Source organism: Cupriavidus sp. 207A1 (assembly GCF_057798955.1).
Map to the genome: position 1 here is coordinate 20,862 of NZ_JBYOJO010000027.1, position 14,842 is coordinate 35,703.

The 14,842-nt window shown below is 67.2% G+C and carries 12 protein-coding genes and 2 pseudogenes; 6 read left to right on the plus strand and 8 right to left on the minus strand.

All coding sequences use genetic code 11. The features are described 5' to 3' along the window. Positions 1-8 precede the first annotated feature (8 nt). Positions 9-1,214, minus strand: a complete 1,206-nt coding sequence (locus tag AC3FMM_RS30975; RefSeq protein WP_488688266.1) for an ATP-grasp domain-containing protein — start codon at positions 1,212-1,214, stop codon at positions 9-11. A 376-nt stretch (positions 1,215-1,590) separates the two neighbouring features. On the opposite strand from AC3FMM_RS30975, the gene AC3FMM_RS30980 reads away from it, so the two are divergent. Then, positions 1,591-2,076, plus strand: a complete 486-nt coding sequence (locus tag AC3FMM_RS30980) for a helix-turn-helix transcriptional regulator (protein WP_240987824.1) — start codon at positions 1,591-1,593, stop codon at positions 2,074-2,076. 39 nt (positions 2,077-2,115) lie between these two features. Here the strand turns inward: AC3FMM_RS30980 and AC3FMM_RS30985 are convergent, their stop codons facing one another. From AC3FMM_RS30985 to AC3FMM_RS31015, 7 genes and pseudogenes are all read right to left on the minus strand, one after another. Further along, positions 2,116-3,513 carry a 3-deoxy-D-arabino-heptulosonate 7-phosphate synthase gene (locus AC3FMM_RS30985; RefSeq protein WP_488688268.1) on the minus strand — a complete coding sequence of 466 codons (1,398 nt, stop codon included), beginning with the start codon at positions 3,511-3,513 and terminating at the stop codon, positions 2,116-2,118. Between the two features lie 173 nt (positions 3,514-3,686). Beyond that, positions 3,687-4,667 carry a tripartite tricarboxylate transporter substrate binding protein gene (locus tag AC3FMM_RS30990; RefSeq protein ID WP_326348755.1) on the minus strand — a complete coding sequence of 327 codons (981 nt, stop codon included), beginning with the start codon at positions 4,665-4,667 and terminating at the stop codon, positions 3,687-3,689. Between the two features lie 68 nt (positions 4,668-4,735). Beyond that, positions 4,736-8,300 (minus strand): annotated as a pseudogene (locus AC3FMM_RS30995) (indolepyruvate ferredoxin oxidoreductase family protein). 87 nt (positions 8,301-8,387) lie between these two features. After that, positions 8,388-9,422 (minus strand): Ldh family oxidoreductase, encoded by a 1,035-nt coding sequence (locus AC3FMM_RS31000; RefSeq protein WP_116314420.1) that lies wholly within the window; start codon positions 9,420-9,422, stop codon positions 8,388-8,390. After that, positions 9,419-10,123 carry a GntR family transcriptional regulator gene (locus tag AC3FMM_RS31005; protein WP_116314419.1) on the minus strand — a complete coding sequence of 235 codons (705 nt, stop codon included), beginning with the start codon at positions 10,121-10,123 and terminating at the stop codon, positions 9,419-9,421. The genes AC3FMM_RS31000 and AC3FMM_RS31005 overlap by 4 nt, the downstream gene beginning before the upstream one ends. 6 nt (positions 10,124-10,129) lie before the next feature. Continuing rightward, complete coding sequence (locus AC3FMM_RS31010) at positions 10,130-11,284, minus strand: UxaA family hydrolase (RefSeq protein WP_116314792.1); 1,155 nt, start codon at positions 11,282-11,284, stop codon at positions 10,130-10,132. Positions 11,285-11,289: 5 nt separating this feature from the next. Beyond that, complete coding sequence (locus AC3FMM_RS31015) at positions 11,290-11,580, minus strand: UxaA family hydrolase (protein WP_115682450.1); 291 nt, start codon at positions 11,578-11,580, stop codon at positions 11,290-11,292. 219 nt (positions 11,581-11,799) lie between these two features. Here AC3FMM_RS31015 and AC3FMM_RS31020 point away from each other — a divergent pair, with 219 nt between their 5' ends. The 5 genes and pseudogenes from AC3FMM_RS31020 to AC3FMM_RS31040 form a co-directional block, all read left to right on the plus strand. Then, entirely contained in the window at positions 11,800-12,261 is a 462-nt protein-coding gene (locus AC3FMM_RS31020) for a hypothetical protein (protein WP_252668385.1), read from the plus strand. After that, the gene (locus tag AC3FMM_RS31025; RefSeq protein ID WP_326348757.1) at positions 12,251-12,655 is read left to right on the plus strand and encodes a hypothetical protein; all 405 of its coding nucleotides are present in this window, start codon (positions 12,251-12,253) and stop codon (positions 12,653-12,655) included. The genes AC3FMM_RS31020 and AC3FMM_RS31025 overlap by 11 nt, the downstream gene beginning before the upstream one ends. Positions 12,656-12,678: 23 nt before the next feature. After that, positions 12,679-13,650: a zinc-binding dehydrogenase gene (locus AC3FMM_RS31030; protein ID WP_116314416.1), complete on the plus strand. Its 972-nt coding sequence runs from the start codon at positions 12,679-12,681 to the stop codon at positions 13,648-13,650. Positions 13,651-13,684: 34 nt separating this feature from the next. Continuing rightward, a complete protein-coding gene (locus tag AC3FMM_RS31035) occupies positions 13,685-14,479 on the plus strand; it encodes a TauD/TfdA dioxygenase family protein (protein WP_116314415.1) in 795 nt (264 codons plus the stop codon). A 102-nt stretch (positions 14,480-14,581) separates the two neighbouring features. Next, positions 14,582-14,842: pseudogene (locus AC3FMM_RS31040) on the plus strand (NAD(P)(+) transhydrogenase (Re/Si-specific) subunit alpha); the annotation flags it as partial.

Below are 14,842 nucleotides of genomic sequence, written 5' to 3' on the forward strand. Positions count from 1 at the left end.
GCGGGCGCTCATTGCGCGATCTCCCAGGCGAGCTTGCTGCTGGCCAGTTCCACCGCCGCGGCCAGACCCGCGCTGTCGGGACCGCTGCCGCGCAGCACGCCCAGGTAATCCTTGTTGGAGTTGGTCAGCTGGATGGCGTCGCCCACCTTGCGCAGGGGCTGGTAGGTCAGCCGGAGCCCGTTGCCCTCATGCTGGCTGTGTGCCGGCGCGTGCCGCAGCGTGCCTTCTGCCTGCGCGGTGAAATAGCGGATCCACGCCGCCCGCCTCGGCACCTCGAGCGCCGGCAGCGCCTCGCCCAGGTGCAGGCGCAAGACCTGCTCGAACAGCGGGAACTGCAGGGTGTCGGACAGCAGGAACTCGCGGTAGTCGCCGATGCTGCGGTAATTGATCTCGATCAGCCGCGGGCCTTTCGCGGTCAGGACGTACTCGGTATGGCAGGCGCCGAAGCCGATGCCGAAGCGGCGGATGGTGTCCAGCACCTCGGCTTCGACCGAGGCCGGCAGGCCGGTGCCCCATACCGCTTCCATCTCAACGAAGTACGGCGGCGGCGACAGGGTCACGCGGAAGCCGCCCAGCGCGCGCAGCTCCTTGCCATCGCCCAGCGTTTCCAGCGTGTACAGCGGGCCCTCCAGGTATTCTTCCAGCAGCAATACCTGGCCCGGGTGCCGCGCCCAGATCGCGCCGCAATGCTCGGCCAGCTCGGCGTGGCTGCGTGCCAGGCTGACCTGCTGGCTGGCCACGCCTTCGCGCGGCTTGACGATGCACGGCATCGGCACGTCGGCCAGCGCGGCCAGGCTGGCGCTGTCGCAAACGACGGCGTGCCAGAGCGTGTCGATGCCCGACTCTGCCAGGCGCCGCCGCATCTCGGCCTTGTTCTTGGCGGCATAGGCTGTGCGCCAGTCCTTGCCAGGCAGGCCAAAGTACGCCGAGGCGATCGCCGTGGCCGCCTGCAGGTGGTCGCTATTGGAAAACACGGCCGCGGGCTTGCCGCCGCGGCGCGTGATGGCATCGATCACCGACACCGGGTTGAAGACATCGCACGGGACGATGTCGTCCGGGTAGGCGGGCAGGCCGGCGCCGGCAAAGTGTGCGCGATGGGCATCGGCACAATCCGTCAATAAGACGACGGCACGCCCGAGCGCGCGTGCCGCCGGCAGGAATCCTTCGTTGACGGCGGGGGTCGGTACGTGAGCGAGTACGAAAATCTCTTGCATGAGTCGGGTCTCAGGTGGATGTGCGGGGGAGCGCAATGAGCAATGCAGGGGATACGAAGCAGACGATTCATGCTAATGCGACTCATTCTCACGCTCAACGCGGTTACCGCCGGTCAACGACATTTGCCCTGGCCACTCGGGCCCTTTGTTCCGTATTCGCGTGCCATCCACAGCACATCATCCACGCCCGGGACATATGTCCGGTAGCCACTTTGTGCTAGCAGAGCCACTTAGCAAGGCGGCTTCGCCACTACGGGTCTTGGCCTGTTATTGAGAATCAGTTACATTACGCGTCCGCCGTCATGCTCGTTTTTTCCCAGCCGGCTTGTCATGGCTGGCCCGAGACCGAACGCCTATGCCCCCAAAGTTCCTGCTCATGCTTGCCGTCTTCCCGCTTTATCAGGCATGGGACCTGTACCAGCTTGTCAGCAGCGGGCCGTCGTTCCACTTCTATGCCGAAACCGCGGCGACGATTGCGTTCCTGGTGATCCTCGGCATCGTGATCGGCGAGCGCCGACGCGCCTTGCACGCGTTCGAAACACTCAAGCATTCGGCCGATGCCGCAGTGCGCGCCGCGGCCGAACGCGACGCGGCCGCGCAACGGTCCACACGCGACTTTCTGCAATCGATGCAGGAGCAGTTCGAGCGCTGGGGCCTGACTCCGGCCGAAAGGGACGTCGCGCTACTGCTGGTCAAGGGCCTGTCTCTGGAAGAAATCGCCGGCGTGCGCGAGACCGGGGCCAAGACCGTGCGGCAGCACGCCGCCAATCTGTATGCCAAGGCCAAGGTGAACGGGCGCCATCAGTTGGCGGCCTTCTTCTTCGAAGACCTGTTGGCGCCGCGTCCCGGTAGTGGATCGTAGGTCGATCACGCTGGCGCGCCTGGCTTGGCCAGGCCTTGCCTACACCGCGGCCAGCAAGTCGTCCGTATGCACCATCAGTTCACGGACTTGCCGCAGCGTCGCGTACTGGTCGAGCACGGCACGCCAGCCGGGCGCTTCCAGCAGCGCATGCCAGACCGGCTCAAGCGCGCGCGCGTCCGCAGGCGGTGTCGCCGTCAGCGCCGCGGCGAAATCGAGCGTCGGCGTTGCCGACAGCAATTGCATCCGGCTGGCGGCGCCGAGCAGGCGTGGGGTCGGCTCGGCAGGGGCGTCGCAGCAATAGAGCACCGTGCGGGACAGCGCAGAGGGAGCCGAGGGCAGGGCGCACAGCGCGGCGCCGCGCAGCGGCACCGTGCCTTGCCGGGTCGCAAACGGATAAACGACGTCCTTGTCCGCATGCGCAAGCAGTCGCAAGCCGCGCAGCAGCCGCGGAAAATCCGTAGTCGCAGCATCGACGGAGGCCTTGACTTCGACCAGCAGGCACACATCCCAGGCCGGCGTGCCGGCGGCGGTGTCTTCTGTTGCGGCAGATCGCCGGAGCAGCACCACATCCCATTCGCTTTTGGCGTGCTGATGCGCGGCCGGGATCGCGGCCGGTACGCGCATCGACGTCACCACGCGGTAGGGTGCCGATGCACCCGCCGCGGCGTTAAGCCGCTGCGTCAACGCCTCGAGCGCCCGCGCGGCCAGCGCCTCGGCGGCATCGCCACGCTGCCGTGAGGACCGTCCCTGCGCGACGGCGGAAGCGCTGCCTGATCGTGGACCGTATCGTTCCCACAGCGTCCGGTATTCCACGACGAGCGCGTTCGACGCCAGCACATCAAGGCGCTGCAGACGCGCCAGCGCCGGGTTTTCCAGCAGTTGGGCCAGGCCGCGTGCTTGCGGTGGTTCGCCCGCCACGGCGGGCGTGTGCGCCATCTCCAGCAGTCGCTGGACGGTGTCGTGGAGTTCGTTCCAGGCTTCCGCACCGGCGCACGCATGCAGCCGCGCCAGCGCCTCGCGTTGCGGGCCTGGACCAAGGCCTTGCTGCTTGCCGGGATGCGCGACCGCATTGACGGCGGCGCGGACGGCGCGGCGGTCCTGGTCCGCGCGCGCTGACAGCGACGCGTACTCCCGCACCGGCGCGGCCCGATGCCGCAGCACCATCGCCTGGAACACCGGATCGCCATCCGCGCGCATCGCTTCCCGCACCATGCGCGCGAGCGCGCCGGTGAAGCGGTCTTTCAAGGCCGCATCCGGCGTCTCGCGACGCGCCAGCGCGGCGCGGGCCCGTTCGATCACGAGTGCGAGCGTCGTCGCCGGGCTGGTATCCAGGGGCGGCACGGAGGCGTCGTCAAGTTTGGGCAGGCAATAGCGGCGCGGAACGGCGCCCAGCGTCGCATCGAGCAAGGCATGTGGTGACAGCGGAGGCTTGTCCATATCCCAGGGGGCGTCGCAGGAATCAGGCCTGAAGTCTCCGGCAATCCGGGGCCGCTTGTCCATCGGAGCGGGTTGGCGGGGGCGGTTCCAGCGTTTCCTCCGGGCGGCGCCGAATGACCTGGCCGGGATCACCAGGATGCCAATCCGAAAGGCCACCCGCCATCCCCACTGCCTTATTCCAGGCGGAAGCCGGTCTGCTTGATGGCCAGCGCCCATTTCTTCTGCTCGGCGGCCATGAAGGTAGCGAACTGGTCCGGAGAGCTGCTGCTGGCCGGGTCGTAGCCCTTGCCGGCGAGTTGCTGGCGCACGCCGGGCGCATTCAGTGCCTTCTCGATTTCCTTGCCCAGCAGCGCGACGATCTCCTTCGGCGTGCCGGCGGGCGCCACCAGGCCGTACCACTCGCTTGCCTCGATGCCAGGGAAGCCGGCCTCGGCCATGGTCGGGATGTCAGGGAACAGCGGCAGGCGCTGCTTGCTCGCCACGGCAATCCCCTTGAGCTGGCCGCCCTTCACGAAGGGCATTACCGCCGGCACGCCGTGGAACATCATCTGGATGTGGCCGCCGACCATGTCGGTCAGGGCCTGCGGGCCGCCCTTGTAGGGAGCGTGGACGATGTTGACGTGGGCCATCTCCTTGAACACCTCGCTCACCACGTTCTGCTGGGTCCCGGGGCCGACCGATGCATAGCTCAGCTTGCCGGGCTCGGCTTTCGCCCGTGCCACCAGTTCCTTGACCGAGCCGGCCACCGATGGATTGACCACCAGCATGTAGGGCGAGCTCGCCATCAGTCCCAGCGGCGCGAAATCCTTGCCCAGGTCGAACGGCAGGTTCTTCTGCAGGCTGGCATTGATGGCCATGGGCGCGCTCGCCACCAGCAGCGTATAGCCGTCCGGCACGGCCTTGGCGCCCATGCCGGCGCCGATGTTCCCGGTGGCGCCCGGCCGGTTGTCGACCACGAACTGCTGGCCGAGGCTCGCGGTCATCTTCTCGGCCACGGTCCGGGTCACGGTATCGACGCCACCGCCAGCCGGCCACGGCACGATGATGCGCACGGGGCGGTTCGGGTAGCCACCCTGGGCCAGCGCGCTGGCGGCGCAGGCGGCAAGAGCAATGGCACCCAGGGCGTGTCCGACGCGATGCAGTGTGGATTTCATGGTTTGTCTCCTTGTTTTCTCTGATGGTCCCCGCGCCGCCACGGGCGGGGCCTCTACACCATTTATCTTCAGGCAGCCACGGCGGGCCCGCTTGCCTCGTGCCGGACCTCGCCGCTCTCCCATTGCGCCATCAGCCGGTCCCAGCGGGTGCGCACGGCGGCCAGGTTGCGCACCTTGACGTGGCCATAGCCGCGGATCTCCATCGGCAGGCGCGCGATCTCGAGCGCCAGGTCCAGATTCTGCGCGGACAGTTTCTGCAGCAGTCCCTCGATGCAACGGCGGTATTCGGCGATCAGCGCACGCTCTGCCTTGCGCTCGGCGGTATAGCCGAACGGGTCGAGTGCCGTGCCGCGCAGCCCGCGGAAGCGGGCCAGCACCCCGAAGGCCGTGCGCATCCACGGGCCGTAGGCGCCCTTGACGGGTTGCCCATCCTGGTTCTTCCTGGCGAACAGGGGCGGCGCGAGGTGGTGGACCAGGCGGACCTTGCCTTCGAACATCGACTCGATCTGCTTGCGGAATGCGGCGCCGGTGTGCAGGCGGGCCACCTCGTACTCGTCCTTGTAGGCCATCAGCTTGAACAGCGAGCGCGCCACGGCTTCGGTCATGCGGGCGCCGCCAACAACCGATTCCGCCATTTTCACGCGGCCGACAAACGACTCGTATTGCGCCGCATAAGCCCGGTTCTGGTAGCCGGTCAGAAACTCGGCGTGCTGCTTCAGCAGTTCCTCGACGGGCAGCTTGCGCACAAACTGGATCACTTGTGCGTCGGCGGCGCGCACCGGGACGCGTGACATGTCGTGCGCGCACATCCGGCCCCATTCGAAAGCGGCCTGGTTGCTGTCCACCTGCACGCCGTTGAGCTCGATGGCACGCATCAGCGCGGCATGCGACAGCGGCACGCGGCCCTTCTGCCAGGCGTAGCCCAGCATCATCAGGTTGGCGTAGATGGACTGACCCATCACGCCCTTTGCCACCTGTTCGGCGTCAAAGCTGCCAAGCTGGCCTTTGCCGACAGCCTGCGCGATGCGGCCCACGGCCTCCGCGGTCTGGGCGTCCCAGTCAGGATTGCGCACAAAGGCGGCGGTGGGGGTGACATGGCTGTTGAGCACGACATAGGTGCGCTCAGGCGACATGGCGGCAAGCGTCGCCTTGCTGGCTGCCACCACCGTGTCGCAGCCAATCACCAGGTCGGCCATCGCGATATCCACCCGGCTGGCATGCAAGGCTTCCGGGCTGGCAGCGATCTGGATGTGGCTCCAGGTGGAACCGCCCATCTGTGCCATGCCGGTGGCGTCCTGGGTGATGACGCCTTTGCCTTCCAGGTGCGCGGCCATGCCAAGCACGCCGCCGATCGTCACGATGCCGGTACCGCCGATGCCCGCCACGACGATGCGTCGCGGCGTCGCCGCGTCGGGCAGGGCCGGCATCGGGATGTCGCCCGGCGCCGGATGGTGCCTGGCTGCTGTCGACGGCTGCCTGAGCTGGCCGCCCTCGACGGTGACGAAGCTGGGGCAGAAGCCCTTGGTACAGGAGAAATCCTTGTTGCAGGTATCCTGGTTGATCTTGCGCTTGCGGCCAAATTCCGTCTCCACCGGCTGCACGGCCAGGCAGTTGCTCTCTACGGAGCAGTCGCCGCAGCCTTCGCACACCAGTTCATTGATGACCACGCGCTTGGCGGGATCGGCCATGGTGCCGCGCTTGCGCTCGCGGCGCTTCTTGGTGGCGCAGGCCTGGTCGTAGATGATCGCCGTGACGCCGCTGACGTCGCGCAGTTCGCGCTGTACGGCATCGAGTTCGTCGCGGTGGCGCACCGTGACCCCCGTTGCCAGGTTGGCGACACCCTTGTACTTGTCCGGTTCATCCGTGACCACCACGATCTGCCTGGCGCCCTCGGCGGCCAGCTCGCGCGACATCGCCGGCACGTCAAGCTGCCCGTCCACCGGCTGGCCACCGGTCATCGCCACGGCGCTGTTGAACAGGATCTTGTAGGTCATGTTCACACCGGCATGAATGGACTGGCGCACCGCCAGCAGGCCGGAGTGGTTGTAGGTGCCGTCGCCCAGGTTGGCGAACATGTGGTTGCGCTTGCTGAAGGGTGCCTGGCCCATCCAGTGCACGCCTTCTCCGCCCATCTGCGACCACGAGGTGGTAGAACGGTCCATCCACACCACCATGCCGTGGCAGCCGATGCCGGCCGTCGCGACCGAGCCTTGCGGCACGCGGGTGCTGGTGTTGTGCGGGCAGCCCGGGCAGAACCATGGCAGGCGGTCGGTGCCGCGCGAGTCGCCCTGGGCAGGCGCGTTCCCTGGCCTCGATTTCCTTCAGACGCACGTCCATGCGCGCCGCCACATCGGCCGGCACGCCGAGCAGCCTGAGGCGCTGGGCGATGGCCTTGGCCACCAGCGCCGGCGACAGGTCGGCCTTGGCGCGCAGCAGCCAGTCCTCGGCCGGCCGTGGATGGCTCCATTCGCCACCCACGCCGTCGGTGTGGTGGTACTTGCCGAAGACGGCCGGGCGAGCGTCGGGGGGATAGTGGTACAACTCGTCCTTGAGCTGCTGCTCGATGAGGGGGCGCTTTTCCTCCACCACCAGCACTTCGCGCAGGCCGTGCGCAAACTCGCGCACGCTGAGCGATTCCAGCGGCCACACCACGCTGACCTTGTGGACCCGGATGCCGAGCGCGCAGCAGGCGGCGTCATCGAGTCCGAGGTCAAGCAGGGCCTGGCGTGTATCGCTGTAGGCCTTGCCGCTGGCAATGATGCCCAGCCGGTCGCTGGGGCCCTCGACCACGTTGCGGTTCAGGCGGTTGGTCCGCACATAGGCGAGTGCCGCCGGCCACTTGAACTCCATCATGCGCGCCTCGGCCGCGAGCGGATCGTCCGGCCAGCGGATATGCAGACCGCCCTCGGGCATGGCGAAGTCTTCTGGCAGCAGGATGCGGACCCGGTCCGAGTCGGTGACCACCGAGGCGCCCGACTCCACCACCTCCTGCACGGTCTTCATGCCGGACCACAGGCCGCTGAAGCGGCTCATGGCAAAGGCATGCACGCCCAGGTCCAGGATGTCCTGCACGTTGGACGGAAAGAACACCGGCAGGCCGCAGGCGATCAGGGTGTGGTCGCTCTGGTGCGCCAGCGTGCTGCTCTTGGACACGTGGTCGTCGCCGGCCAGCGCGATCACGCCGCCCAGCCGCGAGGTGCCAGCCAGGTTGGCGTGCTTGAGCGCATCGCCGCTGCGGTCGACGCCGGGGCCCTTGCCGTACCAGATGCCGAACACGCCGTCGTACTTCTTGCTGGCCGCATCGAAGTCGAGTTGCTGCGATCCCCACACGGCTGTCACGCCAAGCTCTTCGTTGACGCCGGGCTTGAAGACCACATGGTTGTCGGCCAAATGCTTCTTTGCCTGCCACATGGCCTGGTCATAGGTGCCGAGCGGCGAGCCGCGGTAGCCGGAAATGAAGGCGGCGGTGTTGTGGCCTGCCATCGTGTCGCGCCGCCGCTGCAGCAATGGCAGCCGCACCAGGGCCTGCACGCCGCTCATGTAGGCGCGGCCGGATTCCAGCGCGTACTTGTCGTCGATCGACACGGCTTCCATGGCCTGCCGGGCTGCGTCGGGGTGGATTGGAGCGTTCATAGGACGGAATCAGCCAGTGTGGGGTTGAGTAGGGGCGGCCGGCGTCTGCCGGTGGCCCGGTTATCTGTGATGTCGTCGGGGATTCGGCTAGGCCGGGAACGGGATGGCGAGCTGCCTGCCCAGCGCGGTCAGCTCGCAGGCGATGGCGTCGGGCAACGCGATGCCGTGCTCGCGCCCTTCACGTTCGAGGGCGTCGCCGCGATGGCCCGGAAGCCTTGCATCGCCGCCGCCGGCGGCAAGGTAGTTGCCGCTCCAATGGGCCATGTAGTCGGCGAATATGCGCTGGCCGGCGAAGGCATCGGGCCTGACGAGCCAGACAAAGCCGCCCTGGCGGCCGACGGCGCCGGCACTGCCGACGTGATTGCGCTCGGGGGAGAGCGAGTCGGCGGTGGCGGTGAGGGCGCCTGCCAGGCACTCCACCATCATGGCAATGCCGATGCCCTTGTGCCCCCCGGTGGGCAGCAGCGAACCGGCCAGCGCACGTTGTGCATCGGTGGTCGGCTGGCCCTCGGCGTCGAGCGCCCAGCCCTCGGGAATTGGTTTGCCCTCACGGGCGGCCAGCAAGATATGGCCGCGCGCGGCGACGCTGCAGGCCACGTCGAACACGATGGGTGCATGGCCAGGCAGGGGGCAGCCGAAGGCGATGGGGTTGTGGCCGATGGCAGGGCGGGCGAAGCCCTCCATGCCCAGCACGGGCGGCGTGCGCTGACCGACCAGGCAGAACGCCCCCGCCTCGGCGGCCAGCAGGGCATGGATGCCCAGTGCGCCGAGGTGGCCGCACGACTGCACCGCAACCAGCACGGATGCGCTCGATTCCAGCGCCTCCAGACCAAGCTGCAGCGCATGCGGCCCGGCGATCTGGCCCATGGCGCCGTCGGCGTCCAGCACGATGCCGCCGGCGAAGCTGCGGTGAGACATCCCGGCGCGCGGATTAAAGTCGCCGGCACGCAGACGCTCGACATACGAGGGCACGCGCGTCATGCCATGGGTCTTGTAGCCGCGCAGCTCGCTGCGCACCAGCACGGTGGCGGCCTGCATGGCGTGCTCGCGCGCCACGCCGCACGATTCGAAAACAGCAGACGTCCAGCGCTCCAGGCTCTGGACGCTCCATCGCGTAGTCATGACGACTTCTCCCGCACGATCATCAGCCGCTCTGAAAAGGGGGCAGCGTAGACCGACTGGTAGTAAAGCGGCTGGTCGCGCAGCGTGTAGCCGCGCAGTTCCATGATGAAGGCCGGCGCGTCGGCTTCCAGCCCGATCTCCCGCGCCGCCGTGGCAGGCGCCGGGCCGAAGCGGATCCACTGGTCCACGCGCAACGTCGGCAGCGACAGCCGCTGGCCGATCAGTTCGCGCAGGTTCTTCTCCAGCGCGTCCCGGTCCAGGCCGCCAAGCTGTGCGAAGTCCTCGTCGCGCAGCCAGAACTCGCTGTAAAGGTCCAGGCGCCCGCCCACGCTGATCACGCGCTCGATGCGCACCCAGCCATCGCCGCCGAGAAACTCGGACCATGGCCCCTGGCGCTTGATGCGCTTGACCGAGCGGGCGTGCACGTAGGACGGCAGCTCGTTGCCCTGCTCGTCGCGAAAGCGCAGGTAGCGCACATCCGCGGGCGCCACGCGGGTGCCGGAAACAAAGGTACCCCGCCCCTGCTCGCGCGTGATCAGTCCGGAGTGCTTCAGCCGGATCAGCACCTTCTGGATGGTGCCCACACTCACGCCGTGCATGGCGGCCAGCTCGCCTTCTGACGGCAGGCGGTCGCCCTCGCGCAGTGCGCCGGATTCGATGGAGCGGATGATCGCGTCGGAGACGCTGTTAAGTTTGGTCATGGTTGCTCAGAGGCTCAGTGCGAATCGACTGATCGCGGTCTCCCGGATATCGAGCACCTCGCTGGTCAGCCGCGTGCCGGATGCGACGTCCGTCGCATAGCCGTACAGCCGTTCGCCGAGGTCGGAGATCTTCTCTCCGCGTTGCAGGACGCCGCTGACGTCGAAGTCAATGTTGTCGGCCATGGTATGCAGGGTATTGACGTTGCCGCACACCTTGACCGTCGGTGCCACCATGCTGCCGATCGGATTGCCCACCCCCGTGCCGAAGAAGGTCAGCTGGCATCCGCCGGCAGCCAGCGCAGTAAGATTTTCCACGGCCGCGGCCGGTGCGTCCATGAAATGCAGGCCTTTCTGCCGCGGTGCCTCGCCGTAGCGCAGCACGCCCACCAGCGGGCTGGTGCCGGCCTTGGCCATGGCGCCCAGCGCCTTTTCTTCGACGGTGGTCAGGCCGCCGCGCTTGTTGTCGGGCGAAGGCTGGTCCTCGCGCATGTCGACGCCGCGCGAGATGGCCAGATTCTCCATGTTGCGCACAGCGGAGACGAAGGCCTCGCGCACACGCCCGTCTGCGGCGCGTTCCGCGAACAGGTGATCGGCGCCGATGAACTCCGACGTTTCCGAGATGATCACGGTCCCGCCCTCGGCGATCAACATGTCGGCCATGCGGCCAATCACCGGGTTGCAGCTCAGGCCCGAGGTGGTATCGGACCCGCCGCACTCCACGCCGATCACCAGCGACGACACCGGGCATGGCACGCGGCGCGCACGGGACGCGGCCAGGACAAGGCGTGTGGCCTTGCGGGTGCCGTCGGCAATGCAGTCAACGGTGCCGTTGGGCTGCAAGTGCACGCGCTCGACCGGCTTGCCGCTGAGCTGGATGCGGCGCGCCACTTCTTCGGTCGACGACGGCTCCAGGCCCACCAGCAACACCGCGGCGACGTTGGGGTTGCACCCCAGGCCGGCCAGCGACTCGAAGGCGAAGTCCAGGTCAGCGCCGAACTGCCCGCGCACGAACAGCGTGGTGACGGGAATGCAGCCACCCACGGTGCGGGCAATGGTGCGGGTCACCGGATTGCAGTTGTCCATCACGGAGACCACGGCGACCCAGTTGCGCACCCCGACCGCGCCGTTCTCGCGCGGGTATCCGAGGAAGGTTGTTGCCATCTGCATTACCCCTTGTGCAGGTCGCCGCGGGCGCGCGCCGACTCGATGTTGTGAACATGCATGTGTTCGCCGGCGCGCACCGCGCGGCTGGCGCGGCCGATGACCTGGCCGTACTTCAGGATGGTTTGTCCCGCTACCGTGTCGGCGATGCAGATCTTGTGGCCGAACGGCACGTCCTGCAGCAGCACCAGCCTGCCTTGCCGCTCGCCTTCGAGCGCACAGGATTCACCGGCTTCGCCGGCGTCCAGCAGGGTGGCCACGTTGTCGGCGGGGTTTAGTACGATGGCTCGTGGCATTTCGATCAACTCCTGTATAGGTGTTGGGATCCAATGTAGAAAGACTACCGGTTGGCGGTCAAGCGAAAATCTGGATTATCAGCGAAAACCACTACTCCCCCAGCATAAGTCCTATATAGAAGTTTGTTGACATCGATGCGGCCGCTGTCTATCGTCCTGACAACGGCGATGTTGTCAGCGCCGGACCATCGACGCTGTGAATCAACGGAGAAAGCCGACATGAAGGTCATGTCACACAAGGAGAAGATCGCGAAGTTGCAGGCCCTGCGCGCGCGCCTGGACCCGCTGGAGGATTTCGGGCTGTGGTTCTGGGCCGGCATGACGGCCGGTACCCATGCCGTCAATGCAGCACTGCACCAGGCCCGCATCACGCTGGACGACGACTGCTTCCCGACGCAACCGGGCGTGTACCTGGTGCCGCAGCCCGACGGCAGCCTCAAGGCTGCGTTGCGGCCGCTGGGCGACGTCCTGCATGTCGGCCGCCCGAAAGTGGAGGGGCCGGTGCCTGCTGATATCGCCGAAATGATGGAGGCGATGGAGCACATCGAGCACCACCGGGATCCTTGCCTGCGCGAGGGGCTGGCGCCGACTGCCGACATTGCGGCGGGTTGTGACGCCGCGCTGCGCCGCTGCCTTGACCTGCTGGAGGCGCGCCTGGAGGGGAATTGCCATGGACACTGAACAGCACATGGCAATGGCGTGCAGCATCGAGGCATCGCTGCGCAAGTGCACCAGCGCGGACTACGAGATGACCATCGAGGGCGCGATGCTGGCCGGCACGCACTGGCTCAACGTGCTGCTGCACAAGCTCGGCGCCACGTCGCGGCAGGCGGATGTGTTCCACACGTACCTGTTGACGGTCAATGAATTCCGGCGGCTCGCGGTAGCGGCGGAAAGACCGCTGCAGGCGCTGGCTGCGATCGAAGATGCCCGCGCACCATTCGTGCGCGGCAACCACCCCGGCGGCGAAGCGGCCGCCGAACGCGCGCTGGAACTGTTGTCGCTGATCCGTGCGACGGCGCAGTGCGCGGTCCAGGCATTCGCGCAAGACGCAGACGCAGCAAGCAACACGTAGAGAGACAGGAAAAGGAGACAGCAGTGAAGGCAGTCCGTGTAGTGCCGGGCCCCGAGGGCGGCAAGGTCGAAGTGCAGGATATCCCCGTGCCGGCAGCGGCAGCGGGGCAGGTACTGGTGAGGGTGCGCGCGGCGGGCCTGAACCGTGGCGAAATCAACCAGGCGAAGGAGCTACGGTCGGGCAATACCATCACAACCGGGGTCGAGTTTGCCGGCGAGGTGGCGGAAGTCGGCGAGGGTGTCAACGGCTGGCGCGTGGGCGACCGCGTGATGGGCCATGGCCGCGGCTGCCAGGCGGAGTACGTGGTGGCCGATCCGATGGCGCTGATCCCGGTGCCGGATGGCCTGTCGTGGATCGATGCCGCGGCGTTCCCGAACGTCTTTATCACTGCGCATGACGCACTGGTTACGAACGGCCGCCTGGTGGCCGGCGAGTCGGTACTGGTCAACGGCGCCTCGGGCGGCGTGGCGATGGCGGCGATCCAGATCGCCTCGCTGATGGGTGCCCGGCCCGTGATCGCGTCGTCGCGCTCGGCCGCCAAGCTGGACAAGATCAGCCAGTTCGGCGTGGACGTCGGCATCGATGCGTCGCGCGAAGACCAGGTCGAGGCGGTCATGGCAGCCACCGGCAACAAGGGTGTCGACATCATCATCGACACGGTAGGCGGTCCGGTATTCGAAGCCAATATGCAAAGCCTGGCGGTCAAGGGCCGCCTGGTGAACATCGCACGGCTGGGTTCCGCGACGGCGCAGATCGACCTGACGCAACTCTGGCTCAAGCGCCTGCAGCTGATTGGCGTGACCTTCCGCACCCGCACGGAACAGGAGCGGCTGGAGTGCATCCAGGCCTGCGCCCGCGACATGCTGCCATTGTTGCGCGCGGGCCGCGTGCGGCTGCCGATCGACCGGACCTTTGCCATGACCGACATCGACGCTGCCCACGCATACATGAAGCAAGACCAGCACGTCGGCAAGATCGTATTGCTGATCGACTGAATCCACAGAGAAACCTGAGACAAGAGGAGACATGATGACAATCCAGATCAAGCCGCTGACCGGCTCCGTGGCGGCAGCCGTGACCGGTGTCGACCTGAACCAACCGCTCGACGATGCCAGCTTCGAGACCCTGCACCGAGCCTTCCTCGCGTATGGCGTGCTGGTGTTCCGCGACCAGCATCTTCAGCCTGCGGCCCAGGTCGCGTTTGCCAGGCGTTGGGGCAAGCCGGTGCAGGGCAACCCGTTGCTGAAGGGTCTGACAGAGTTCCCGGAACTGGCCCAGGTCACCAAAATCCCGAAGGAAACCGCCTCGACCGAGGCCTGGCATTCGGACTCGATCTATACCGAGGTGCCGCCCAAGATCTCGATCCTCTCGGCAGTGACCATCCCCGTCGGCGGCGACACCATGTGGTGCAACCAGTATGTCTCGTATGACCGCCTGTCGCCGGCGATGCAGCGCATGATCGAAGGGCTGCGGGCCCGCTTCTCTGGCGCGCGGCTGGCCAAGATGACTGGTTCGGACAAGGTCCCCACGGCGGTGCACCCGATCGTCCGCACCCACCCCGAGACGGGGCGCAAGGCGCTCTATGTCGGCCATCCGGATACCGCGCAGTGCATCGAAGGCATGACCGAGGCGGAGAGCCGTCCGCTGCTCGACTTCCTGTATGAGCACTCGGTGACGCCGGACAACGTCTACCGCCATATGTGGCAACAGGGCGATGTACTGATGTGGGACAACCGCTGCACCATGCACTATGCCGTGCATGACTACGGCAACGCCGAGCGGGTACTGAACCGCGTCACGCTGGAAGGGGAAGTGCCCCGCTGAGTAGCACCGCCAATACCGGCGCCCCTTTGCCTGAGATCCGGCAGGTGGCGCCCGGCACCAAGGGCCTGTCCGGCTTGCGGACGGGACCAAACGGAGACTGATATGCAGATAGGGATCCCGACTGAGACGCGGGCGGGGGAAGCGCGTGTTGCCGCGACCCCGGAGACCGTCAAGAAATACGTCGCTCAGGGCCACAAGGTGGTGATCCAGGCCGGCGCCGGCCTGGGCGCCAGCCAGCCCGACAGCGCGTATGAGGCGGTCGGCGCCACCATCGGCAGCGCCGCCGACGCGCTCGGCGCACAGATGGTGCTCAAGGTGCGCGCACCCGATGCCGCCGAACTGGCGCAGATGAAGCCCGGCGCG